Below are 22618 nucleotides of genomic sequence, written 5' to 3' on the forward strand. Positions count from 1 at the left end.
GTCGATAAAGGAGAGAAAATCTATGAAACGTGAAACACGATTTCTACAATTGGCGCTGATCGTGTTAGCGCTAGGGTTGACCGCTGTCTGTGTGCTCGTCCTACCTCATTTTTTGATTGGAGTAGCTCGACTTTTTCCTGGAGCTTGGTGGTGGCCGCTTTTATTAGGCGGTGGTTTATATCTCACCGCAGTTTTATTTGCTGGGATCCTCTGGCAGGCTTGGCGTTTACTTCGGCGTATTCAACAACGAATCGCATTTGCCCCGGCTTCGGTCAAGGCTTTGACGCTCATTCGTGATCAGGCCTTCCTGATCGGCTTGATCTATGGACTTGAATTGCCGATCTTCTATTTGTGGGCCGACCGTGATGATGCTCCTGGCCTGCTGGCACTCGCCTTGGTGTTTGTAGGTGCGGCCCTGGTGATCGGTGTTTTTGCAGGCGTCTTGAAACAATTGTTGCAACAGGCTCTGACCTTACAAGAAGAACACGACTTAACGATTTAGGAGGAATCAAGATGACCAAAACTGTGCGTTTTTTACAATTCGTTTTATTCTTGCTAGGAGCACTTGAAACGTTGATGTTGATAGATCTTGTGCCCACCATCCTACGAGATTGGCTAAGTGTGATCGGTTGGTTGCCTGGCCTGGTCTGGGCTACGATCCTAATGTATCTTGCTGGTGGGGTCGGCTTCGTTGTGCTCGGCCTGAGTATTCATTTATTGCAACGCTTACTAAAAATCCAGTTCATCGCGCCAATGATCCAACAACGATTAAAAACGATCCAGCGATTATTGTGGAGCATCAATGGGTTACAACTGCTTTGCTTACCCGTTTGGTTTCCCTACGTTCAAGCAGTCCGGGTACCTCAAGTTTTGGTGTTCAATCTGATTTTCTTTTTGGGAATGTTTAGTTTAGGCGTATTGGCACTGCTATTACGTCAGCTCAGTGAACGCCAAGCGGCCGCAATTAAAAATGGGGTGCCGCAATGAAAATCATTGTTGATTTAGATCGCCTGTTGGCCGAACGACAAATGACCTTGACTGAATTATCGCAACAAGTTGGGCTGACATTGGCCAATCTATCGATTTTAAAAACGGGTAAGGCCCGGGCGATCCGTTTTTCTACTTTGGCTGCGATCTGCGCCGCGCTTGACTGCCAACCTGGTGATCTTTTGAAATATTTGCCAGATGATCATACCGATATTTAGTTTTACCGAGAAAAAAATCAGTTCAGTCATCTTCAGATGATCGAACTGATTTTTGTTTGTTAAAATAGTCTGGACCTAAACGAGACTGGGGCGGCCGTAGAGATAGCCTTGATGGATATTGATACCATATTCATGGGCTAAATTCTGGTCGTGTTCATCTTCGATTCCTTCTAGGACAACATCCAAACGATATTCGTGAGCCTGTTTTGACCAGAACTTCAAATATTCTGGGATCCGCTCGGCATTACCATTTTCCCGTAGATTCTGCATCGCCAATTTAATTTGATCGACATAAGGCAAAAGATGACGAATATTTTCGTAAGTATTTGAACCCGTACCCACATCATCGATCACTAAACCAATGCCATACTGGTGTAAAACCATACTAAGTTCTTTGATTTGCTGTAAAGTCGGCGCTTCCGTCAATTCGATCATCAGCGCGGCTGGATCGATCCGCTTTTTTAAGGCGATCAATGAACCTAGGGTCAAGGGATTATTGACTTGATCTTGGTTGATGTTGAAGGCGAGAACACGATGATTGATCGCTGTGTTCAATTGACCAACAGTCGTCTCGACCATTTTTGCTTGTTCTTCAATCGAAACTTCACTGAAATTCTTAGGTAAATGCCAAACATTGCAGTCTTTCTGGCGCAATAAAACTTCATAACCATAAACAGAATTATCTTTTGAATTGATCTGTGGTTGGGCAAAAAAACGATACATTGAGTCGCCTCCTTTGGGTGGGTACGTTAAGAAATTGGTGGGTCTTTCTTTTATTTGTGGGATCATCTACTGTCCATTCTAGTCCATCTCTTTTAAAACTTCAATCAAACTAATTGGCTTAAGAGCAACTAAAAACGAAGTTAAAAAGAACTGATAACTTATTGAGAATATTAGGGCCTGATTAACTTAAAATCAGGTTTGCGATAAATATCAAGTGAAAAAATTACTAACAAAAGCAACATTTAACGTAGCAGTTGGAATTTTCTTACAACCTATAAGTATATTAGTTGAAACAAATTATTAAGTCAATCACAAAAATAAGCAAATTGAACAAGAAAACGATTTAATTACACAAATTTTTGAAATAAATCCCCAGATCTCCAAGAAAGCGCTTATTGTTACAAAAATAGCAAGGCCACACAAACTTGGCTATTAAGGATCGAACCTCTGAGTAGAAGCGGATCAAAGTTCAACGAAATACCCCATTCAGCGGTGAGGATGAATGGGGTAGCTGCAAGTATTAAATCGTTCGATCGCATTCGGTTAACGCGTACTGACCTGAAAGGCCTGATATTGGGTCAATTGGGCCGGAGAAAGACTTACCTTCAAAGCGGTTCCTTGATCTGTATAGACCTTTGATTTGACTTCGGCGGTCGCCTCTAGTTCGGCCACATCTTTTGCTTGGCTAAAGGGTAATAGTAGATCAACGGTTTGATAGTCCGCAAAAATAATCGAGGTGACCAATCGCGCTAACAATTTGATCGAAGCAGGATCTTTGGCGGAATAAGTAAGATCGTGACCATCCAATTCAGGATAGACAGTATCCCCCTTCAAGTCAGCCTTATTAAACGCGTAGATCATCGGGATATCTGTGATCCCGATTTCCTGTAACGTTTGCGCCGTAGTGACCATCATTTCTTGATAGTTAGGATCAGAATAATCCACTACCTGGATCAAAAGATCGGCTTGAGCCGCCTCAGCCAAAGTCGTTTTGAAAGACTCAATCAGATTATGCGGAAGACTGCTAACGAAGCCGACGGTGTCACTCAAAAGGAATCTTTGATTAGTTGGTAGCTGGATCTCACGTACACTAGTGTCCAGAGTAGCGAAAAGCATATTCTTTTCGAAAACTTGTTTCTTTGAACCTGATTCGCCAGCAAAAACCTCCAGTAATTGATTCATCGTCGTCGATTTGCCAGCATTCGTATAACCAACCAGTGCCACCTGAGGTAACGCGCTATTACGCCGCCGTTGCCGCTTGGTATTCTCTGTCTTGGCCATCGTCGCCAGTTGCTGTTTAAGATCGCTGATGCGCTTTCTGATCGTCCGGCGATTCAACTCAGATTGCGTCTCACCAGCACCACGGTTCATCAGCCCGCCGCCGCCACGTTGTTGGTCCAAAGTATTTGCGGAAGGATGGATCCGCGGCAAAGCATATTGTAAACGAGCGATCTCGACTTGAGCTTTAGCCTCGCGAGTTTTGGCCCGATCAGCGAAAATCTCTAAAATCAGCTCGGTCCGGTCAATAAAGTGTAATCCGGTTCGCTTCTCTAAGTTAGCTAGCTGCGAAGGCGACAGTTCATCGTTGATGATCACCGTTTGAACATTGAGCCCTTGAGCAAGCTCCTTGATCTCAGTGACTTTACCAGAACCAAAATAAGTGGCAGCATCCATTCGATCCAAGTTTTGAGTAACTCTGTCCACGACCTCTAAGTTGTCGGCGCGCGCCAATTCGGCTAATTCGGTCATTGTATATTCGAAACTTGCCTTGCCGTGACTTAAGCCACCGATAATAACTTGCTCTTGTGTGGGAATTGTTTGATAAGTATCAGTCATATAAACCTCCTAGTTGATAACAAAGCATCTAGGCGACCACTGACAGTCAGATTTTGGGCATAAAAAAGAGCCGACTCATTCGGCTCTGGTAATTTTATCAATAAAAATAAAAGACCAAGAAACTGTCATCAATCGTGGTGAATGCTTATTTAGTTGTGTTCGAGTTCAATGGTTTTGGGGCGATTCTCAAACGCATTCTTGACAGTCCTTTCTCTTGTAGATGAGTTCATCTTAACACGATTGGACACCAGCGTAAAGGAGAAAGTACAGCTTTTGTCTTTGCTTACATGTTGGTTTGGGCTGATTTGCAAAGTGCGGCTTCTGCATTTGCTGCTTCGCCCGCTTGCAGGTTTGCTGGGTTTGGGTGGGGACGCAACCGCCTCAGGGCGTTTTTGGTGGCTGGAACGCAGTGGGCATCGTTTGAAGCCAATCCGCAAAAACGGCGGCCTGTCTTCAAATCGAGCCTTTGTCTAAGTAGCTGCTGGCGCACCTACAAAGACAAATTTCACTGCTGAAACGTGTTCGCCGACCAAGCTTCTTCCGCTTAGCTACGCTCTTATTCTGGAAGCAAGGAACACTTCCAAAATAAGAGCTAGGCTAATGCTCAGAAGCTGCCCAGGTCGGCTCACACTCTGAATAGAGCCACACGCCCTGAGGCGGTTGCTGGGCAGTGTAGAGCCTATCTGCAATCTAGGCGAAGCAGTTAATAAAGTGCTTTTGCTAGTGTGGCGGACAAAATGATGCCATTTCTTTTTGTGAGAAAAGGCCTGTCGGCTGTTTGACCAGAGTTACTAGGGATCATCTAGTCGATTGTTACAATGTCACTATCAGTGCGAACTTGTGACCAGCCATGGTCGTCAACTGCGTGAGAATCCGTCAATTTACACGAGCAGGTAGAATGGCGTGGCAGCTTGATTTGCTTAAAATCGTTGAGCAGGCGGAGTGGAGTGTGGCGGGTAAGATCGCCGTGTCGTTATTCTTAGCGGCTTTGCCGCTTAGAATAAGGCTCAGCTTTGAGATTTTCGGTGTACTTCCGAAAAGCTCAAAGTGATGCCCACAGCGAGCTTGCCCGCCACGCGCAACGCAGCCCGCGGCCAACGTTGAAACTGAATAAAAGTCAGCAGCGAACCACGCAGTGAAAGTGACGCCCACAGCGAGCTCACCCCGAACCACGCAGTGGAAGTTGCGACCAAGATACAGGAGCAGCACAGCGAGCTCACCCGCCACACGCAACGTAGCCTGCGGCCAGTATTAAAACAAAACTGATTTTACTGTGAATCATGGCGCGGTCCTCCACACCTACGTGATCGCCTGAGAACACAAGTGGGAAAGTTGCATCACCCAGTCAAGAGACCTATACTGGAAGCGTACAGTTTAGAATCATTAAAATCTAGCAAGAATCCTTAGGAGGTTTGTTGTAATGACTAAAAAAGTTGTTATTGTCGGTGCATCCCATGGTGGGCACCAATCGATTTTGGAATTATTGAACCGCTATGATGATGTGGAGATCACCTTGTTTGAGGCGGGCGATTTTATTTCATTCATGTCTTGCGGCATGGAGCTGTATCTGGAGAACAAGGTCACTGACGTTCACGATGTGCGCAATTTCAGCCCGGAGAGTTTTCCCGAAAATAACGTGCATATTCTAAGTAATCATTTGGTCACGGCGATCAACACCACGGATAAAACCGTGACGGTCGTTGATCAAAAGACGCAGGCGACCACCATCGCTCCTTATGATAAATTGATTTTAAGCTCCGGAGTCACGCCGAAATCATTGCCGGTCCCTGGCGCTGATTTGGAAAATGTTTACTTGATGCGCGGCTTGGATTGGGCGACAAAAATCAAGGCCAAGTTGGAAGATCCCGCAGTCAAGCATGTGACGGTCGTTGGCGCTGGCTATATTGGGATCGAAGCGGCTGAGGCCAGTCGGAAAGCGGGTAAGGCGGTCACGTTGTTGGATGTGATCGACCGGCCGCTAGGGGCGTATTTGGATCATGAAATGACTGATATTTTAGCCAAGCACTTGGATGAAAAAGGTGTTCAGGTGATCACCGGCGCCAAGATCCAGGCCTATCTTGGCACGGACCATGTGACTGCTGTGCAAACGGATAATGAAGAAATCGCCACCGATTTGGTGATCCAAGCTGCTGGAGTGCAACCGAATACCGCTTGGTTGCAGGGGACGGTTGCGTTGGATCGCCGCGGCTGGATCAAGACCGACGAGTATTTGCGCACCAATGTCCCTGATGTTTATGCGATCGGCGATGCGGTGCTGGCGTACTCGATCCCTGCGGCGCAACCAATGCCGATTGCTTTAGCGACGGTCGTTCGCCGCGAAGCCCGCTATTTAGTCCGCCATCTTTTTGAAGAGATTCCTAGCGCGCCATTCAAGGGTGTGGTGGGCTCATCGGCTTTAAGCGTGTTCGACTACCATTTCGCCACAAGTGGGTTAAATACCACCACCGCGGCGAAGGCCGGCGTCGCTGTCAAAACTTCTTTCTACCAAGATTGGTTACGGCCGGAGTATGTGCCAGTCGGGTCAGACAATCCAGAAGTTTATGTGCAGTTATTGTTTGATCCGACCAGCCATCGACTGTTGGGTGGCGCTGTTTTATCGACTTATGATATTACCGCTCAGGGCAATGTTTTGGCTTTGGCGATCCAGCAGGGTTTACGTGTCGAAGACTTGGCCGAAGCTGACTTCTTCTTCCAGCCAGGGTTCGATCGTCAATGGAGTTTGTTGAATTTGGCCGCGCAACACGCGCTAGGCGAGCACAAGTTCTAATCGATCGGAGACTGTTTTGAAATAGTCACCCACCAAGCAAAATCACAAAAAATGCCGCTGACATCAGGACGTGTCAGCGGTATTTTCTATCTTGATTTCTCTATTTCTTCATCAGAATTGGCGTGAGAACATAGCGCGAGTGTTTGGCACAAGAATTTTCCACGAGAATTTCTTGGAGAATTTGCCACTTCGGGTCTCAATGACGTGGCGGTAGCTGGATCTGTGCTTGCAACATGGGGGTATAGAAACGTTGGTAGCCAGCCACGTTAAGGTGTGTGCCATTGCCATCTTGCGGATGACTTCCAGAATTATAGGAAAAACGCGCCGCCATTTTGGTATCGAAAGTGTTGATTTGGCCCGCGCCGTAAAGGTCGATGACCGGAATGCTCCACTTGTGACACAGTTGCGCCGCCAGCGCTTGAACCCGGTCTTGTCGCGCTAACGGAATCGCCGGCATATGGTGCACCGCCACAAAATAGCGGGGAACGAAAGGATATTTGGCCTGCATTAGGGCTAGGACGTTTTCGAAATGGCCAGCATAGGTGGTCAAATCGAAATTAGCTGGTTGGTAGTCCACCGCTGGGGCGCCCAGCGGATATTGTTGGTCAACATAATTAATAGCGTCATTGGTGGTGCCATCAAAAACAATCAGATCCGGAAGCACTGCTGGCGCTTGCGCCAGTTGTTTGGCTAAATCAGGGATATGATTTTCGCTAGCCCAAGTGTGATCGCTGGGTTTCGGAGGGATCATCGAAGCGCCATTGACGGCGAAATTTTGTAGCGTCAAATGGGCTTGGGCGGCGTAATCGTCCAGCAGGCCAATTTTTAGTTCGTGACCGGCAATCAACGAATCGCCGAAGCCGTAGAGTAAAAGCTGATGTTCTGCCATTTTTCGAAACCTTCCTTACTTATGTTGATTCCTTGAAACGTGTTCGTCACCCCAGGGCTTTCCGCTTAGCTATTCAATTGTTCCGGCAGCATAGGGCGGCTTCCATAACAATTGCTAGGCTAATGCTCAAGCACTATCCGGGGTGACTCGCACTCTTTTTGAGCTAGGAGATTAGAGGGTCATCGTTGGGTGCGGCGCTACCGTTGTTGGCTGTAGTTTTGCCGCGAGCCAATCGACGATATAGCTGATCGTCGTTGGTTGGTACCAATCTGCGGAGCCATGGCCGGCGTTAGTCAACGTGACATAGTCGGCAGGCACACCCTTTTCCTGAAGCGCTGTGGCCATTTGCTGACTTTGGACGGGGGAGACGAAACCATCGGCAGACCCGTGCATCAATAAGAACGGCGCTAAACCAGCCTGCACGTAGGTAATGGGGCTGGCTTTCGCCGCCAGTTCTGGAACGGTGTTGATTGGGTGTGTCTGGTCACTGCCCAAAGAAACCCCATTGACCAATAAGGCCTCCGTCGCCGTCGCTGCTTCGTGAAAAGGGGCGTCCAAACCCGCACCAATATTGCGCAGATCACTGATGCCGTATAGCGAGACCGTGGCCGTTACGCGAGTTTGCGCTGCCATAGCCGCGTCCGCGATAAACAAAGTACTCTCGCTAGTTGTTCCGAGAAATTGGGCTAAATAGCCACCGGCGGAATCCCCAAGTACTGCGATCCGCAAGGGGTCGATCCCAAATTCAGCTGCATGTTGACGTAAAAATAACAAGGCGCTTTTGCCATCTTGAACTAACGCGGGAAATTTGTCCGGAATCACTCGATATTCGGCCGCGGCCACCACCATGCCACGCTGGGCCAGCGCCAGGCGCAGCTGTAACAGCTTATGCGCCTCCGCTTCGACAAACCCGCCGCCGGGGAAGTAGAGCACTGCTGGTTTGGGTCCGGGGATGCGCGGAATCAGGAGGCTCATTTTCAAATCGCGATAATGGCTGTCAGTCGCGTTCTTATATGTAATATCGCGGGTTTCGTCAACGATTGGGACGGTCAACGGTACTGCTGGTAAAACTGTCATCTCAAAAACCTCACTTTATTTATTGGTCGTCTCGTTTGCGGGCGAACTCTTACATTGTAAGCGTTTCGTGAAAACAGGTCAATCATGGCGAGTGCTAAAAATTTTGCTTCGTTAAAAAGTAGGTTGGCCGCAGCTTGCGCTGCGCGTGGCATTGGTGGTGGGCAAGTGTAGTGGGGCTCCAGGTCGGGCTGGGGGTGGTGGAAACGTGTTCCACGCAATTGCTTTCTGCGCCGATACGCGATTTCACTGGATTGATTGCATCAATCCAGCAAAATCGCTAGTCGTGCTCAAAAGCAAACCATTGCGTTGCACACTCTGTTTCGAACGCGGCGGGCGTCACTTTGAGCTTTTCGGAAGGGCACCGAAAATCTCAAAGCTGAGCCTTATTCTAAGCGGCAGAGCCGCCAACAATAATATCGCGACTGACTCACCCCCAGCCCGACCTTCCGCCAACTAGTAAACGATCCACCAACCCACGCTCCGCTCCAGCCGCTCAACGTTATAACAGCCGTTTGAGCACTCACGCCATTTGGCAAGCTATCGTCAATTGATGAGGACCCACGCAATCGACGACCGTGGTTAGTGGTTACAAGCTTCAAATTGGTGACACCAGCGCAGTCCGCAGGATGAACAGACCTGCTTCTCGGTGAACCAGCCGAATCGATTGGCTTCCACCCATGGATTGTTAAGGCGCAGGTAAAGAAGCTCGACCAATGCAAACTGTGTCAACCGACCCATCTGAATCAGTTGGCATTGCCTTACCACCTTAAGGCGGGCAATTGTTTGATCTCAATCTTGCAAAACCACTTCGTCAGATACCCAACTGCGATTGCAGATAAGCTCAATGCTGCCTAGCAACCGCCTCAGGACGTGTGGCTCAGCGGTGAGATTATTCTTGGCGATTTATCGCTTAGAATAAGGCTCGATTTGAAGCCAATTCCCGCTTTTGGAATTGGCTTCAAACGATGCCCACCGCGTTCCAGCCACGACAAACGTCCTGAGGCGGTTGCGTCCCCATCCAAACCCAGCACACCTGCAATTAAGCGAAAACTCAAGAACCGTAACTGCCATTCGCAAGCAAATCGACTGCCCATAAACTTGTCATCAGCCCAAGGACCTAGTCAAATCTTACGATGCTGTTAGTTCAACCTGGGTTTTGTTAGTTGAAACGAATGCTCCTGTTTGTGTTCCTTGCTATACTTAATAGCGAAATAAGGAAACGGAGGAAGTAAGCGTGACAAATGAAGTCGTAAAAGTTCAACACCTAGTTAAAACATATGGCAAGGGTAATGAAAAGAAATTTACCGCCTTGAAAGATATTAATTTTACCGTTGAGAATGGTGAATTTGTGGGGATCATGGGGGCGTCTGGCTCCGGCAAAACGACGCTGTTGAATATTTTATCCACCTTGGATAAACCGACTAGTGGAGAGGTCCGAATCAATCAGCAGGATCTGACCCAGCTGAAAGGCAACCAAATGGCGGATTTCCGTGGTCACGAGATCGGCTTTATTTTCCAAGATTTCAACCTGTTGGAGAATCTGACCGCGGCGGAGAATATCGCTTTGCCGTTATCCTTGCAGGGCGTCGCGCCGAAGCAGATCCAACCCTTGGTGATGAAAATCGCCAAGCGCTTGTCGATCGAAAGCGTGCTGGATCATTATCCAACTGAATTATCCGGTGGGCAAAAGCAGCGAGTGGCGGCGGCGCGGGCGTTGGTGCATCAACCGACGATTTTATTTGGTGACGAGCCAACTGGGGCTTTGGATTCCAATAGTGCCCGGGAATTGTTGGAAACCATGTCCAGCTTGAACCGCAACGATCAGGTGTCGATTTTGTTGGTGACCCATGATCCTTTCTCAGCCAGTTATTGTCAGCGGATCTTGTTCATTAAAGATGGCGAGATCGGTTCAGAGTTGCGCCGGGGCGAACGCGATCGGGCGGCGTTTTATCAAGAGATCCTTGATAATCTAGGCACCTTTACAGAATAGGAGGGACACAATGTTAAGAAAGCTAGCTTTTAGCAGTATCAAAAGCCGCTTGAAGGATTACGTGGTCCTTTTCTCAGGCTTAGTCGTTGCCGCCGCGACATTCTATATGTTCATGGCCTTGGCGACCAATCAAGATTTCTTGGGCAAAAACTCAATGCTCAGCGCCAACAATACCATGTTCATCTTCATTTTCGGCGCGATTTTATTGGCGATCATCACCTTCTTCTACCTGATTTATGCCAATTCGTTTCTGTTGACGATGCGCCAACGGGAATATGGCATGTTTATGATGCTTGGCGCCAAAACCGGAAAAATTGGCCAATTGATTTTCATGGAAACTTTTTTGCTGGGGATGGGCGCCACGTTGATCGGGGAAATCATTGGCATTGGCCTGACTCAGGTGGTCGCCCGACTACTGGTGCAACAAATGGGGTTGACCTTGCAGCATTTCAACTCGTTTTACTGGCCGGCCTTTCTGATCACCTTGGCGTTCTTCTTGGCCCTGTTCATTTTCGCGGCGATCTGGAACAGTCACAAATTAATGAAAACACCGGTACTTAAGCTCTTGCACAGCGCGGAGCAGCCAGCGCGGGCTCAGGCGCAACCGATTTGGTTGGCGGTCCAAGCCTTGTTGGGGGTGGCGTTATTAGCTGCCGGCTACTGGTCAATGATCAATATTGCCCTGTTGCAACTGTTGGCGATCCCTTTTGCCTTAGTCACGATCGTTTTAGGTAGTTTCTTCACCTTTAACGCGACTTTCATTTGGTTACTACGCCTCATGAAAAAGCGCCGTTCCTTTTCATTACGGGGGATCCGTAATTTCACACTTTCGCAATTGAATTTCCGCATTCATGATTATACGCGAATGTTGGCGATGATTTCGATTTTGTTTGCCTTGGCTTTAGGCGCGATCACTGTGGGCCTAGGCTTCCGCAATGATTTAAGTGTGTTGATCGACTCGTTTGACGCTTATGATGTGAAACTTTATACCCATTCGGCGAAGATCGACGCGAAAGTCGCTAAGTTGGATATCAAAGAGCAGGCGACCTATTCTTACAAGGTTAAAGGCAACCAGATCTATTATCGTCAAGACCAATTGCAGGATCAGCCTTTGTATTATTTCCATTATCAACGAAGTGGTGGTATTTCAATGCAAATGCCGCAACGGCGACGTTTCGCGGCGAAAGACTATCAAATCAGTCGTGATGAACCGAATGGCGCCGTCCAGAACGCCTACAATCAGCTGGGCATCAAGTCGATTTATGGTGGGTCCAATTTAACTGGGCATTTGGTCACCGCCGCTGAGTTTGCGCGACTGCCGGGTAAGACTTCCCAGTTGACGCTGATTCGGGTACAAGATTTCGCGGCTGCTCGGCAAAAAATCGCCAAGATCGAACAGGCACAACTAGCCGCAGCGCCTGAGTTTAGTGAAGTTTTGGAGAACTCGAAATATGCCAATGCCCAAATGGGGACGGCGATGTATTCTGGCATGATCTTCATGGGCTTATTCTTAGGGTTGTCCTTCTTGGCGATGTTAGCCAGCTGCTTGATGTTCAAGATTTTATCAGGCGCGTACAGCGATGTGAAACGCTATGACATGCTGAACAAAATGGGCGCGCGGACCAGCGTGCTGAAAGCGTCGGTGGCCAAGGAAATTGGGGTCCTATACGCGTTACCCGGTTTGCTTGGCATCATCCATGTTTTGTTTGGGTTACAGCTTTTCAAACTATTGCTGCTCAACCCATACCGCGGGATCTGGTTACCTTTCCTGATTTTCTTATTGCTCTACGGCCTTTATTATTGGCTAACGGTCACCCTTTATCGGGGTATCGTGATCCCTAAAGTAGAGATCGACAAATAAAATTGGTTTCAGTATCCAAAACGACCGCGGAAGCAATTTCCGCGGTCGCTTTTCTACTGGTTGAGCGCGATCATCGTCAAACTGAGCGCACCTCACGAGTTGTTTTCCTTTAAAAAACTTTCAATTGGTTGTAACTTAACACATCGATCCCTGTATCAGTCAATTGGATCTTGGTCACGCTGGCATTACGCGGCGCTACCGTCACATCAAACTGACCCTGACCAAATTTTTCCACAATACTGCGGATCGTGGTGCCGTGGCTGACTAATAGGACGTTATCGCCGTTACGATTCTGTTCCCGCAACATTTTAAAGCCCTTACCCAGACGAGTCCAATATTGGGTCGCGGTCTCCGCGTCATGAAAAGGGTCGATAGCGTTCATGAAGTCTTTAGACTTATCAATGCCATATTGCGAAACTAAGGCCTTGAAAGTCGGCGCACCATGAGGCGCACCGACTTGATACCAAGTCTGGGCGGAGTCGGCCCCTTCAAAATAGCCATAGAAGACTTCACGAAAAAGGGGTGTCGTTGTATAGGGAACAGTGGTATTCATATTTTTGCCAAGAATGACCTCGCAAGTACGCATCGCCCGGGTCGTGTCCGAAGAATAGGCGTGAGTGAAAGTCAAGTGTTTCAAGCGTTCTGCCGCTTCTTCGGCGCCGGCGATCCCAGCTGCGGTTAGGGGAGAGTCGCTCCAGCCTTGCATGCGATTGAATTTATTGAAATAGGTTTGGCCATGACGCACCAAATAAACAGTAATTGTTTTCATGTTTCTCTTCAGTCCTTAAGGTTGATAATGGCCGCCTTCAACGTCTTTGATGAATTTCTCTAAATGTTCGAAGTAAACATCAGGATTATCCATCATGTGGTGATGACCACCATTAGGAGTCGTTTCCAGCCGCGCGTTGGGGATTTGTTCCGACATCCGCAACGCTGAGGATAAAGGCATCGTTTCATGTTGACCAAATGTCAATAACGTTGGCACCGTAATATTTTGAATTTGTTTACGCAGGTCGAAATCTTTCAACTTTCCTGTAACGACGAATTCATTATCTCCCTGAAAGGCATTGTAGACAGGGGTTGCCATGGTCGAGATCAAATGACTGATTGCTGGTGGTTGGCGGCGATCAACAAAGTTGCGATTGAGGATATCAACATATTGTTGGTATTGCGGATCGTCCCAAGTCCCCTCATTTTCACAACGTTTCATGTAAGCGACCGCTTCAACGGGCAGCGTTTCTTCGCGGACCTTATTGATATGAACCACGTATTCGTCAATATTGTCGATCATACTGGAAACGATCGCGCCCTTTAAATGTTGACCATATTTTAAAGCATAGAGCATGGTCAAGGCGCCACCCCAAGATTGACCGATCAAGTAGAAATTATCGAGGCCTAATTTTTGCCGGACTTCTTCGACTTCACCTAAAAAGTAATCGGTAGTTAAATATTTTGCCGCGATCTCAGGGTCATTATAATCAGGTTGATCAGAATAAAATGAACCTAATTGATCGTACATATGGACCTGAACACCAAGGTCGGCTAACTTTTCGCCAAAGTTTTCCCAGTATTCATGGGTGCCACCAGGGCCACCATGGAGACAGAGTAGGTGGATGTCACCTTGGCCCTGAGTATTGGTCCAAAGATGATAGCCATTATCTAATGTTAAAATCGTTGTTCCTTGTTTCATTGCGCCACCTAGTTTCCTTATGATTATTAATCAGCTATTATTACAGTTTTATTTTAACATGACAGTTACTACTTGACGCTTTTATTTGAAGCTACTGCACTCGCGAATGATCTGTAACTAACGACGTTGCAACCCGTATTCACGCCGACGCGCAAAGTTTAGCACTAAGCCAAAATATCTTTGATCCGTTTGACTTCATCGCTATTAAAGTCTAAATGCTTAGCCACATCCAAATTTGCCATGAGATTAGCTTCGCTAGTCGTGCCGATCAGAACACTTGTCACGGCTGGATCTCGAAGCAACCACGCTAACGCCATCTGGGCCAATGTTTGATTGCGATTCTGAGCAACTTCTTCAAGTTGGTTAAGGATCGTGACCACGTGGGCTTTGCCTTGAGCAAAAATCGGTGTATTAGTACGATGGATCGGAAAATCTTCAGGGATACCATCAAGATAACGTTCAGTCAATAGACCTTCCGCCAAAGGACCATAAGCGACCAAACCACGATCATGACGTTTGATCGTTTCTAAAACGCCATTATGGGCAGCTTCTGGCCGTAACATGTTGTACGAATATTGATTGACCACAAAAGGAACGTGATATTTATTCAGCAATGAGATCATGGTCTCGCTTTGATCCGCGTCATAATTACTGATACCAATGTAGATCGCCTTACCTGATTGCACGATCTGCGCCAACGCCAGCGCTGTTTCTTCAGGGTCTGTATTTGGATCAGGGCGATGACTGTAAAAAATATCAACATAATCCATTTTTAGACGAGTCAAACTGTGATCGATACATTGAAGCAGACTTTTCCGTGAATTGAAACTTTGATAAGGTCCGATCCCCATTTCAAAGCCGGCTTTTGTTGTGACCACCAATTCATCACGATAAGGTTTTAAATTACGTTGGTAGACCTCACCGAATAATTTTTCAGCGGAGCCATAGTCAGGACTACCATAATTATTGGCGATATCAAAACTGAAGATGCCATTATCGAAAGCCTTCAAAATCAATTTCTCGCGATCAGTAAAGGGATCAACGCTACTGAAATGACGCCAGAGTCCTAAGGTAATGATTGGTAGTTGTAATCCAGTATCGCCGACGCGACGATAGGGAAGTTTCTCATAACGATCTGTTGCTGCTGCGTACATCAAAATTCCTCCTTGGGCACGAGCTTGTTGGCCCGAGCGGTTTGTTGGTTCACAAAAAACAACGTCCAACTTAATTCTAGTGATAATTGGTATGGGTTGCAAGCGGTAAAATGGCGGAGATTGATTTCTAGGCGTTTTTTATTGAAAACAGGTCAGACAAGTGGGAACGATCGCGGTCAAATCACTGCTACCGATCACCAGAAAACCCAGTTGCTGAGCAGAATGGCCAAGCGATAATCAAGCGATAGGCAGAGTGGTCAGCCTGAATAAAGGCACGTTACAAATATTTTCAAATTTATCATGGACTTTTTCAGAAAATAATTGAATAATGAAAGCAATGAAAAACTCGCATCAATATTTTCTTGAAGAGTTTTAGGGGGGATGACATGACTGATTTGATGATTGCCTTTTGCGCCTTTTGGGGTGGGGTCTTCCGGCTGGGAACGACGCAGTTACTTAGCGCGCCTTGGGCCACATTGGCAGTTAATCTATGTGGCACCTTACTGTTACCCCTGTGGAACGATTATTGGGGCCCAGGATTAAGATCGCGGCGACAATGGCTCCATGTTGGTGTGGGGACTGGTTTCTTTGGCTCGTTTACGACTTTCTCCAGTTTCTGCCTTGATGTGATCAAATTATTGACTGCGGGAAAGTGGCTGATCGCCGGGATATATTTGGTGCTTAGTTTGATTGGCGGGATCCTGATGGCTTGGGCGGGGATCACCTTAGCACAACACTTGAATACACGGGGAGGCCTTCACTGATGACTGATTGGGTCTTGGTCGGATTAGGCGCAAGTTTAGGCGCCTTAGGTCGTTTTCACTTTACTGCTTTTTACAAAAGATCGCGGCCAGAATTAGGTTATCAAGCAACGCTATTGATCAATTTAAGCGGCGCTTTTCTTTTAGGACTGCTAGCTGCGGCCACAGTGAATCAAAGTTGGTATTCATTTCTCGGAGTTGGACTTTGTGGTGGGTGGACCACATTTTCCACCTTGAATAGTGAGTTAGGCGGGCAGATCGCCGGAGAGAATTTTCGCCGCGCGCTTCGTTATGGCGGGCTGACTTATGGTTTGGGCCTAGGCCTTTGTATTTTAGGCTGGTGGCTGGGACATCGTCTTTTCTGAGTGGAAATGGTAAAATGAAATCAAGCACGATTCACGATTAGGAGCGAATAAATGGCAAAAAAATCGATCATCACCGGACTGACAACGTTAGTAGGCTTTATCTTCGGCTTTTATTTCAAGCATATTTTTGTCTACACCATGTTAGGTTTAGCCGTTGGGTATTTGATCGTCTTCTGGATCCCCTATTTTCGCAAGGGGCAACAACAGCGGCGCCGGAATAAAAAGTAACTCAACGATCAGAAAATTTAAGCCAGCCATTATTCGCGAGAATGGCTGGCTTATTTTTTGATCCTTATAGTTGAGCGTTGTTCACAGGTCAGCGAATGCTGGAGCAAACTGTCAGTTATCCTGATTTTTATTTTGGTGAAGAGACAAAAATAGTCGCCTTAACTTCATAAGATTTAATCTATGATTTGCATTGCATATTTGTTGACAGGTAAATGGTCATCAGGTTAAAGTTAAGCTACCAATAAGAAATTATTGGTTGATCTTGATTAGAAAGGGAGTGTGCGCGTGCTACATTTCATTTGGGTTTTGATCGTGGGCGCCGTAATCGGCTCATTGGCTAGTGCACTGGTCAATCGCGATCTACCCATGGGTTGGCTCGGTAATATTTTTGGCGGTCTAGTTGGGGCCTGGCTGGGGGAACGTTTCCTCGGCTCATGGGGTCCAATCATTGGTGGTATGGCGATCGTTCCTGCCTTGGTCGGCGCAATCGTTGTTGTTCTACTCACTTCTTGGCTTTTCAATAAAACACAACACCCTTGAAACTTGCCTTGTCCCCCCACAATGCTCGTTTCTCAGCTGGTAGTAAAGTGTTGCGTTGATTCTTCCTTCCCTCCCCCCAAAAAATCGTTGAATACTTCCCCCAGAAGTTCTATTCAGATTGACGCAGTTATGTCAGGAGTGATCAAATGAGTTTTGCGAGTAAAAAAGATCAAGTCAAAGGCAAAGTTAATGAAACAGTCGGCAAGATCACCAATAATGATCAACAAGAATTGAAAGGCAAGGCCCAAGCTGCGACAGGCAAGGCGAAAGAGAAATTAGATCAACTTGCAGAAAACGTTGCAGAGAAAGTCAATGAAACACTTGATCAGCGGCACAAAGGTGAATAGCATGTGGTGATGGGCTAATTGACGGAAACCTTTTTAGGACAAAGGCCCAGCAAGCACCGCAGCTACTTTAAAATAAAAAATGGCCCCGCAACCGAACAACGCTTAACGGCGATCTCCGGTTGACGGGGTCATTTTTGTTGATTCACAGATAAGATTGAACCAGCGGCTTATTTAAGGGCGTTGACGATGGTGGCGATCAGCGTCTCCACCCCAATGCCAGTGAAGAGCACCCCAAACAATAAACTGGCCCAGATAGCCCACCCGCTAAAGGCATCCTTCGCTTTGCCAGCATTACGAATGTATCTGACCACTGTGATCAATTGCCAGACGCCCACACCTAAGAGAATAACACCAATTATTGCTGGTGCGATGACTTCGCTTGACGCCATCCTTAACTCCTCCTCCATTTTCAGCTCATTGCAAATGAGCTGATCTTAGTCTAATCGACTAAATTGGCCAAAACAAGTAGATTTTTCAAATAGTCGTTGAGTGTTCCACAGTGGTTAACTGGCGGTCCGCTTTTTGGAGGAAGCCGGCAACTAACTGTTGATTACTTAGGGCGAACTACGGCGGTCAAAGCGGGCGACAAGGGGAAAGATCAAGCTCAAATACTTTTGTTCGTCACGGTTTTGTGATAAAATTATTCAATACATTTTTGGCAATGACATTTTTTATTTGAAAAGGTTGTGGGGAATTGACAAAAAATGAGAAATTTATCCGTCAAACGCAAGCGGCGGAACAGACACATTTAGATGAGGTGATCGCCAAACTGGGTCGTGCTGAAACGAAAGCACGCAAATCGATCGATCAGGCGAAAAATGATACGCAGTCACTGAATAAACAATTTAATGAAGAAGTCCATTTAAGTTATGGTAGTGATACGACTAATTTGGAGACGGCGCTATCGATCCGGCAGCAGCAACAAATGCTGCAAGAACGAGAAAATAGTTGGCAACAATCAGCGCGACAGTTGAACACCTTACAGCGTTTAGCCAAAACGCCTTATTTCGCACGCCTTGATTTTCATGAACACGGTGAGCCTAGGCGAGAAACGATCTACATCGGTCTCGGCTCTTTTAGCGATGAGCACGATCATTTTTTGATCTACGATTGGCGGGCGCCGATCTCGTCGATCTATTATGATGGTAAGTTGGGACAGGTCAGCTATCAAACTCCTGATGGCGAACAGACGGTCAATGTGTTACTGAAGCGCCAGTTTTTGATCAAGGCCGGCGTGATCCAGTCAATGTTCGATACAACAGAGACCATTGGTGATCAGATGTTGCTGGAAGTGCTGGGGGAAAAGTCCAGCACACAGATGAAATCGATCGTCACCACGATCCAGCAAGAACAGAACAAGATCATTCGTAATGTGGCGGCGGATCTACTCTTTGTTCAAGGCGCGGCCGGCTCCGGAAAAACGTCGGCGATCTTACAGCGGGTCGCCTTCTTATTGTATCGTTATCGCGGCAAACTCACTGCCAGTCAAGTGGTGATGTTCTCGCCGAATCAATTGTTTAATGACTATATTGAGAACGTTTTGCCGGAATTGGGCGAACAAAATATGGTGCAGATGACCTATGCGCAATTTATTGGCCGACGCCTGCCCAAAATGACGATCGTTGATCCCGCGGCAAATTTCGAAGTGACGCAAACGGCAACCGCCAAGGCCATTTCACGGGTCAAAACCGACCTACGCTTTTTCAAAGCAGTCGCGATCTATGCGCGCCATCTGGAAAAACGTGATATGCGCTTCAAGGACTTGAGATTCCGAGGCAAGCCTTATTTCAACAAGGAAAAAATCGCGGAGATCTATTATAGTTTCAATGAAAATTATCATTTGGCCAACCGAATGGACGCCACGCAAGAGCGTCTGATCCAATTGCTGAATAATAAAGTCGAACCTGAGATCCGCAAGAACTGGGTCGCCAAAGCGGTTGAGAGTTTAAGCGACGAGCAATTGCAAAGTATGTACGCCAAGGCTGATCAGGAATTTGCCTCTAGTGATGCTGAGTTTAAGTATTTGGCGCGAAAAATCGTGACCAAAGAATTACAAACAGTCAATCGGGGGATCCGGCGTTTCCGCTTCATCAATAGTCGCACCCAATATTTACACTTTTTGCAACAGGTGCCTTATTTGATCGATCTGGAAAGTTTCGGAGTCACTAAAGAAGCTTGGGCCGCTGAAGTGGCTCAAGTCCAACAGGATTTTCGCGATAAACGGTTACGCCTCGATGATGTGAGTCCTTATTTATATCTGTTCGATCTGATCACCGGCAAGCAAGTCGACCGTAATATCAAGTTTGTTTTCATTGATGAGATCCAGGATTATACACCTTTTCAGGCCGCTTATTTGCAGGCATCATTCCCGAAAGCTCGCTTCACCATGCTAGGGGACTTGAATCAGGCGATTTTCACTCATGCCACCAGTAGCTCCTTGCTGAGTCAAGTCCAAAAACTATTCGATCCCGAGAAAACGGAAGTGGTCCAGTTGACCCGCTCATATCGGTCAACGAAACCGATCACGGAATACACGCGGGCCTTACTGAAAAACGGGCAGAAGATCGACACCTTCGAACGAGCAGGCGATCTGCCGAACATCGTGGTCCGTACTGACGAAGCGGCGCTACAAGCATTGTTGTTGCGCACCTTACAGGAAAATGATCAGCGCCAACTGACCACCGCGATCATTGCGAAAACCAAACAAGAAAGCCAGAATATCGCCCAATTTTTGAAAAAGGTAGGTTACAGCGCTACTTTGATCCGTTCGGAAAATCAACGCCTAGCTGCCGGAACGATCATTGTGCCAGCTTATTTAGCCAAAGGTTTGGAGTTCGATGCTGTTATTATGTGGAATGCCTCAGCGACCAGTTACCATGACGAAGATGAACGCCAGTTGGTCTACACGATCGCTTCTCGGGCGATGCATCGCTTAACGATCCTGGCCCAAGATGAATTATCGCCACTATTGGCCCAAGTGCCGTCAACGCTGTACACAGTTGAATAGAACTGTCATCCTTTATGCGCCTGACGTGACCAAACCAGGCGTTAGCACGGTTCCTTGTGTGCTATCGTCATTGATTTGTGTCGCTCAACGGGGATTTTTACAGAAAAATTGCCGGGACCCCTTGGCAAACGCGATCATTGGTGTAATAGTATGGTTATACTGTATTAATCGTTGTGCAAATGGCGGGCCACTCACGCTGATAAATCGACTATTTCACAACGGTGAAACACCAGATGATCGAAGAAAAAATAATATAAACTGTTGTCAAGGAGTTATGCAATTATGGCTTTGCCGGAAAACTATGATTATTTTACGCGGGAACAATGGCGGAATTTTCATGGCAAGAATCAATTAAACACAGTCACCAGCGATGAGCTAGCGCAGATCGCCGCTTTGAATGACCGCATTTCACTGACGGACGTGCAGGAGATCTATGTTCCTTTGCGTCATTTGATCCATGTTTATTTAAGACGATACCATCAATTAGTCGAAGACAAAGCTGATTTTCGCGGTGAGTCCGCGGCGCCGACGCCATTCTTGATCGGGATCTCCGGCAGTGTCGCCGTGGGTAAAAGCACCACCGCGCGACTGTTGCAATTACTGCTTAGTCGGTCGTTGCCCAATCAAAAAGTTCAATTGATCACCACTGATGGCTTCCTCTATCCCAACGCAGAGTTAGAACGTCGCGGTATTATGGCGCGCAAGGGTTTTCCGGAAAGCTACGATATGGAACATTTGCTGACTTTTTTGGACCAGGTCAAATCCTATCAACCGGGGATCAAAGTGCCACGCTACTCCCATCAAGTTTATGACGTGCTGCCTGACAGTTACGATGTGATCGACCGCCCAGATATCTTGATCGTGGAAGGGATCAATGTTTTGCAACTGCCGACCAATCAGCAAATCTACGTCAGCGATTATTTCGATTTCTCCATTTATGTGGATGCGAAAGCGGCGCTGGTCGAAGAATGGTATTTGCAGCGTTTTGGCGTGCTGTTGGACACGGCCTTGCAGGATCCGCTGAATTACTACTACCCTTACGCGATTGGTGACCGTCAATCCGCCTTCACGATGGCGCGGCAGGTTTGGCAAGATGTCAACTTGAAGAATCTCCGCGAGTATATTCTGCCCACGCGCAATCGCGCCGACTTGATCCTGCATAAGACCGAACACCATGTGATCGATAAAATCGGTTTGCGCAAGTATTGAGTGAATCGAGTTGAAAAGAGCTGCTTCTGTTTTTGATTTCTCGCTTGGTTGCAGAAGTGGTGGGGTGTGGCGCGTGAGCGCAACCGGTTCGGGCCATTTGTGCGGCTGGAACGCAGTGGGCATCGTTTTGAGCCAATCCGCAAAACCCGCGGCTTGTCTCAAAATCGAGCCTTATTCTAAGCGGTAAACCGCTAAGAATAACGTCACTGCTGAGCCGCATGGCCCGAACCGGTTGCTGAACAGAATTGAGCATATCTGCAATCGAAGTTGCGTATCTGATGAAGTGCTTTTGCAAGCTAGAGGTCAAACAATCGCCCTTTTAGGGCGGTACTGCAACACCAACGAATTTGGATTAGAAGTTCGGTACAGTTTGTATTTGTTGGACAGTTTTACCTACTTCCTAGACAATCCTTGGTGAAAACCGACTGATTCAACTGACTGATCAAGAACTTGCCTTGATTCATCAGGCAGACTGTCTTGGTATCACCAATTTAAAGCTTGTGACCACTAACCACGGTCGTCAATTGCGTGGTTCTCCACCAATTGGCCATAGCTTGCCAGTCGGCGTGAGTGCTCAAACGGCTGTTAGAATGTTGAACGGCTGGAGCGGAGAAATTCGGGGTGAGATCGCCGTGTCGTTATTCTTAGCGGCTTTGCCGCTTAGAATAAGGCTCAGCTTTGAGATTCGCGGGCTTCGCGAAGCTCAAAGTGACGCCCACAGCGAGCTCACCCCGAATTTCGCAGCGCAAGCTGCGGGAACGCTACTTTTACGACTATCCCTATCAACATTATGGCCAAGCTATTTTCACCAAACATTGGCGGATATTTTCCCAGCAGTGATTGCTTAACCGCGGGAAAATCGTTATGATAAGAACAGTGACTGGACCCATCAGCGGGGACAGATATTTTCAGAAAACCAGTTGTTGTGTTAAGCAGAACCAGCATTAA

General features: G+C 47.2%; 22 protein-coding genes. 14 read left to right on the plus strand and 8 right to left on the minus strand.

Translation table 11 applies throughout. The features are described from left to right. Positions 1-22 precede the first annotated feature (22 nt). The 3 genes from OCU21_RS08555 to OCU21_RS08565 are packed head-to-tail and all read left to right on the plus strand — an operon-like array spanning position 23 to position 1205. Complete coding sequence (locus OCU21_RS08555; RefSeq protein WP_261806997.1) at positions 23-502, plus strand: DUF2975 domain-containing protein; 480 nt, start codon at positions 23-25, stop codon at positions 500-502. An 11-nt stretch (positions 503-513) separates the two neighbouring features. Then, entirely contained in the window at positions 514-987 is a 474-nt protein-coding gene (locus OCU21_RS08560; RefSeq protein ID WP_261806998.1) for a hypothetical protein, read from the plus strand. Beyond that, complete coding sequence (locus OCU21_RS08565) at positions 984-1205, plus strand: helix-turn-helix domain-containing protein (RefSeq protein WP_261806999.1); 222 nt, start codon at positions 984-986, stop codon at positions 1203-1205. Before OCU21_RS08560 ends, OCU21_RS08565 begins: the two co-directional genes overlap by 4 nt. A 75-nt stretch (positions 1206-1280) precedes the next feature. On the opposite strand, the gene OCU21_RS08570 is transcribed toward OCU21_RS08565, so the two are convergent. Both OCU21_RS08570 and hflX read right to left on the minus strand, forming a co-directional pair. Further along, on the minus strand, positions 1281-1928 hold the full coding sequence (locus OCU21_RS08570) for an EAL domain-containing protein (protein WP_261807000.1): 648 nt from the start codon (positions 1926-1928) through the stop codon (positions 1281-1283). A 543-nt stretch (positions 1929-2471) separates the two neighbouring features. Beyond that, the gene (gene hflX / locus OCU21_RS08575) at positions 2472-3764 is read right to left on the minus strand and encodes a GTPase HflX (protein WP_261807001.1); all 1293 of its coding nucleotides are present in this window, start codon (positions 3762-3764) and stop codon (positions 2472-2474) included. Positions 3765-5184: 1420 nt separating this feature from the next. Between hflX and OCU21_RS08580 the strand changes: the two genes are divergently transcribed. Beyond that, positions 5185-6552 (plus strand): FAD-dependent oxidoreductase, encoded by a 1368-nt coding sequence (locus OCU21_RS08580; RefSeq protein ID WP_261807002.1) that lies wholly within the window; start codon positions 5185-5187, stop codon positions 6550-6552. 196 nt (positions 6553-6748) lie between these two features. Here the strand turns inward: OCU21_RS08580 and OCU21_RS08585 are convergent, their stop codons facing one another. Beyond that, a complete protein-coding gene (locus OCU21_RS08585) occupies positions 6749-7441 on the minus strand; it encodes an SGNH/GDSL hydrolase family protein (RefSeq protein WP_261807003.1) in 693 nt (230 codons plus the stop codon). Between the two features lie 171 nt (positions 7442-7612). Further along, positions 7613-8518, minus strand: a complete 906-nt coding sequence (locus OCU21_RS08590) for an alpha/beta hydrolase (protein ID WP_261807004.1) — start codon at positions 8516-8518, stop codon at positions 7613-7615. A 1234-nt stretch (positions 8519-9752) separates the two neighbouring features. Between OCU21_RS08590 and OCU21_RS08595 the strand changes: the two genes are divergently transcribed. Both OCU21_RS08595 and OCU21_RS08600 read left to right on the plus strand, forming a co-directional pair. Continuing rightward, a complete protein-coding gene (locus tag OCU21_RS08595) occupies positions 9753-10508 on the plus strand; it encodes an ABC transporter ATP-binding protein (protein ID WP_261807005.1) in 756 nt (251 codons plus the stop codon). Between the two features lie 10 nt (positions 10509-10518). Continuing rightward, entirely contained in the window at positions 10519-12369 is a 1851-nt protein-coding gene (locus tag OCU21_RS08600) for an ABC transporter permease (protein ID WP_261807006.1), read from the plus strand. A 109-nt stretch (positions 12370-12478) separates the two neighbouring features. On the opposite strand, the gene OCU21_RS08605 is transcribed toward OCU21_RS08600, so the two are convergent. The 3 genes from OCU21_RS08605 to OCU21_RS08615 all read right to left on the minus strand — a co-directional run bounded on the left by OCU21_RS08605 (position 12479) and on the right by OCU21_RS08615 (position 15213). Then, positions 12479-13138, minus strand: coding sequence for a histidine phosphatase family protein (locus OCU21_RS08605; protein WP_261807007.1), 660 nt, complete (start codon positions 13136-13138; stop codon positions 12479-12481). Between the two features lie 15 nt (positions 13139-13153). Next, positions 13154-14059: a proline-specific peptidase family protein gene (locus tag OCU21_RS08610; protein WP_261807008.1), complete on the minus strand. Its 906-nt coding sequence runs from the start codon at positions 14057-14059 to the stop codon at positions 13154-13156. Positions 14060-14223: 164 nt separating this feature from the next. Then, positions 14224-15213: an aldo/keto reductase gene (locus OCU21_RS08615; protein WP_261807009.1), complete on the minus strand. Its 990-nt coding sequence runs from the start codon at positions 15211-15213 to the stop codon at positions 14224-14226. Between the two features lie 386 nt (positions 15214-15599). On the opposite strand from OCU21_RS08615, the gene OCU21_RS08620 reads away from it, so the two are divergent. The 5 genes from OCU21_RS08620 to OCU21_RS08640 all read left to right on the plus strand — a co-directional run bounded on the left by OCU21_RS08620 (position 15600) and on the right by OCU21_RS08640 (position 17454). Then, the gene (locus OCU21_RS08620; protein WP_261807010.1) at positions 15600-15977 is read left to right on the plus strand and encodes a fluoride efflux transporter FluC; all 378 of its coding nucleotides are present in this window, start codon (positions 15600-15602) and stop codon (positions 15975-15977) included. Next, positions 15977-16339: a CrcB family protein gene (locus OCU21_RS08625; protein WP_261807011.1), complete on the plus strand. Its 363-nt coding sequence runs from the start codon at positions 15977-15979 to the stop codon at positions 16337-16339. The genes OCU21_RS08620 and OCU21_RS08625 overlap by 1 nt, the downstream gene beginning before the upstream one ends. A 51-nt stretch (positions 16340-16390) precedes the next feature. Further along, positions 16391-16567, plus strand: coding sequence for a hypothetical protein (locus tag OCU21_RS08630; protein ID WP_261807012.1), 177 nt, complete (start codon positions 16391-16393; stop codon positions 16565-16567). A gap of 285 nt (positions 16568-16852) precedes the next feature. After that, positions 16853-17107, plus strand: a complete 255-nt coding sequence (locus OCU21_RS08635) for a GlsB/YeaQ/YmgE family stress response membrane protein (protein WP_261807013.1) — start codon at positions 16853-16855, stop codon at positions 17105-17107. Between the two features lie 146 nt (positions 17108-17253). After that, positions 17254-17454, plus strand: a complete 201-nt coding sequence (locus OCU21_RS08640) for a CsbD family protein (RefSeq protein ID WP_261807014.1) — start codon at positions 17254-17256, stop codon at positions 17452-17454. 167 nt (positions 17455-17621) lie between these two features. Here the strand turns inward: OCU21_RS08640 and OCU21_RS08645 are convergent, their stop codons facing one another. Next, positions 17622-17843 (minus strand): hypothetical protein, encoded by a 222-nt coding sequence (locus OCU21_RS08645; protein ID WP_261807015.1) that lies wholly within the window; start codon positions 17841-17843, stop codon positions 17622-17624. 305 nt (positions 17844-18148) lie between these two features. Between OCU21_RS08645 and helD the strand changes: the two genes are divergently transcribed. From helD to OCU21_RS08660, 3 genes are all read left to right on the plus strand, one after another. Then, positions 18149-20461 carry an RNA polymerase recycling motor HelD gene (gene helD / locus OCU21_RS08650; protein WP_261807016.1) on the plus strand — a complete coding sequence of 771 codons (2313 nt, stop codon included), beginning with the start codon at positions 18149-18151 and terminating at the stop codon, positions 20459-20461. A 282-nt stretch (positions 20462-20743) separates the two neighbouring features. Continuing rightward, positions 20744-21670, plus strand: a complete 927-nt coding sequence (coaA, locus tag OCU21_RS08655) for a type I pantothenate kinase (RefSeq protein WP_261807017.1) — start codon at positions 20744-20746, stop codon at positions 21668-21670. A gap of 455 nt (positions 21671-22125) precedes the next feature. Beyond that, a complete protein-coding gene (locus OCU21_RS08660; protein ID WP_261807018.1) occupies positions 22126-22518 on the plus strand; it encodes a hypothetical protein in 393 nt (130 codons plus the stop codon). Positions 22519-22618: the final 100 nt, after the last annotated feature.

The sequence above is a fragment of the Lapidilactobacillus luobeiensis genome, assembly GCF_024345205.1.
GTDB lineage: Bacteria > Bacillota > Bacilli > Lactobacillales > Lactobacillaceae > Lapidilactobacillus > Lapidilactobacillus luobeiensis.